We start from the raw sequence: 2,731 nt of genomic DNA on the forward strand, positions 1-2,731 counted from the left end.
AGGTGTAGGTTTTGCCGTCAACTGTGACAAAGTTACTGACATTCGCATTGGCGAGGGTGATATCAGTATTATCAAACTGGGTGACATTTTCACTGAATGTTGCTATGACCCTAAATGAACCATTTACTGTTGTTGGTGAAGTTGAGGTTAAGGCAACTGTTGGTACAGTAGTATCAATAACTATGGCTTTCCTACCGCCGAGGGAGTTGTCTGAGGCGGTAGCGGGCAGGGTTAAGAAAGCATCAAAGGCTGTAACAGCAGTTTCTTTAATTGTGCCGCCGTTGAGGGTGAGGGCGGTGGTGGCGAGGTATTCTAAGTCACCCGAGGTATCTGGGGCTTGCACTACATAGTTGAAGGTGAGGGCTGTAGTACCGCTACCAAAGGCGTAGTTGGCAAAGCGGTCGGTTGTGCCGGTTTCTAGTTGCAGTTGAGGTGTGCCCGTGACGGTGACTGCAGCATCGAAGGTGACGGTGATGGCGATAGTAGAACCGATACCGTAGCTGCCGTCAGCGGTGCTGGCGGTGACAACAGTAACTTTGGGGGTGGTGTTGAGCAGGATACTGGCGTTGTCGTCGCCAGGGTTCCCCACAGCTAAGTCAGGTTTCCCGTCGCTGTTGAAGTCGCCGATGCTGATGGAGCGGGGGTAACGGCCAGTTGTTAAGGTAAGTTGGGGGGCGAAAGTGGCAGTGGCGGCGTTGGTTGTAGTGGTATTGAGCAGGATGGAGGCAGTGTTGCTGAAGTCGTTCGCCACAGCTAAGTCAGGTTTTCCGTCGCTGTTGAAGTCGCCGATGCTGAGGAATCTGGGGCCACTGCCAGTAGCGAAGGTGATTTGGGTGGCGAAAGTGGGAGTGGCGGCTCCTGTGGTAGTGGTATTGAGCAGGATGGAGACGTTGGCGCTGTTTGTGTTCGCCAAAGCTAAGTCAGGTTTCCCGTCGCCGTTGATATCGCCGATGGTGACGCCGAAGGGGCCAGCGCCAGTAGTGAAGGTCACTTGGGTGCCGAAAGTGGGGGTGGTGGCTCCTGGGGCGGTGGTGTTGGGTAGGATGGAGACGTTGTTACTGCTGTAGTTCGTCACAACTAAGTCAGGTAAACCATCGCTGTTGAGGTCGCCGATGCTGACCCCGAAGGGGCGAGCGCCAGTGGCGAAGGGAACTTGGGGGGCGAAAGTGGGCGTGGCAGCTCCGGTGGCAGTAGTGTTGAGCAGGATGGAGACGTTGGCGCTGGAGTCGTTCGTCACAGCTAAGTCAGGTTTCCTGTCGCCGTTGATATCGCCGATGCTGAGGGAGTCGGACTTAGTGCCAGTGGCGAAGGGAACTTGGGGGGCGAAAGTGGGAGTGGCGGCTCCGGTGGCAGTAGTGTTGAGCAGGATGGAGACGTTGTTGCTGACGTAGTTCGCCGTTGCTAAGTCAGGTTTTGTGTCGCCGTTGAAGTCGCCGATGCTGAGGCCCAAGGGGGCAGCGCCAGTGGCGAAGGGAACTTGGGGGGCGAAAGTGGGCGTGGTGGCTCCGGTGGGGGTGGTGTTGAGCAGGATGGAGGCGGTGTTGCTGCCGAAGTTAGCCGTTGCTAAGTCAGGTTTCCCGTCGCCGTTGAAGTCGTCGATGCTGACGAACATGGGGCTATCGCCAGTAGTGAAGGTGACTTGGCTTGCGAAGCCTAGTAAACCGCTGTAGGTTTTGAGGGTGGTTTCTGTGAGGGCCAGTTTGGGCTTTTGGGGGGATGGGGGGATGAGTTGGGGGATGTCCCAGGTGCCTCCTCGTTCGCTGTTGCCTGTGGTATTGGTGTTAGCGGCGATGTTTGCGCCTGTGAGTTGGTGCAGTTGAGCGAGGAATTGGTGGCCTGTGTCTCCGGCTGCTATGTTACATCCGTAGAAAATAATATCGGCACTAGGAATTAATGCTTTGCGCCACTGCTTGAGTTGAGGGCTGAAGCTTTCTATGTTGCTGTTGTTGAGTGTATTTGTACCGAGATGTACGGAACCTGGAGAGCCGTGAGAGATTATATGGATTGCTTCTATACTTTGTTCAATTGCTAGCCTTTGGGTGATTTGCTCAATGCCATCGAGCTTTTCATCGAGGATAATTACTTCCGCATTTGGGGAAACGCCGTTAATTAAACTCTGGTAATCTTCTACACTTGAGTCAATAAAAATTAGTTGTGAAGCCATTTTTTGTGGTGTCATTTGTAGTCTCTTACTTTTTCAAGCGGTGAGCCGAGTCAAAAATATTTATTGCTCATTAAAAACGTCTCTAATCGGGCTTGTGGCGGTACGCGCTCCTGAGCGGACACAGGAGCGCGTACCGCCATTTGCCAGTTCGTAAATTCTGTCTTTCCTGGCAGTCATTTTTGTGTCAAGTTTTTTATTCGAGCGCCCGCTCTCTTTACCAGAAAACTCCAATTACTATTTTCTTGCTCCCAGCTTCATTTCATATCATGTCCGAGCGATTGACCATAATATCCCGGTCGGGCGGGTTTTTGAGATTGGAGATTGTTGGCAAATATTGTGGGTGAACCCGCCCCTACATGAGGTCGGGTAATCGACCGGATCTGATCTCATAGGATTTGTAAAATTTTTATCTGACGATAGCTAACCCAACTTCAATCATTCCTAACACTTAGGCACTCACGCCGGTTGGGTGGCACAATTTACCTCCTGCAGCTTTTATGGGTAGATTGTTGCTGGGATACAAAATATATCGGCATCCCCGAAAGCTACACCACGAAACTCACTAGC

General features: G+C 52.3%; 1 protein-coding gene. It reads right to left on the reverse strand.

Annotation, left to right across the window (positions count from 1 at the left end):
* On the reverse strand, positions 1-2,179 hold a 2,179-nt coding region (locus tag QUB56_RS36680; protein WP_332961268.1), incomplete at its 3' end, for an FG-GAP-like repeat-containing protein.
* Between the last annotated feature and the right edge of the window lie 552 nt (positions 2,180-2,731).

It is taken from the genome of Microcoleus sp. AR_TQ3_B6 (assembly GCF_036702785.1).
In the GTDB taxonomy this organism is placed as follows: domain Bacteria; phylum Cyanobacteriota; class Cyanobacteriia; order Cyanobacteriales; family Microcoleaceae; genus Microcoleus.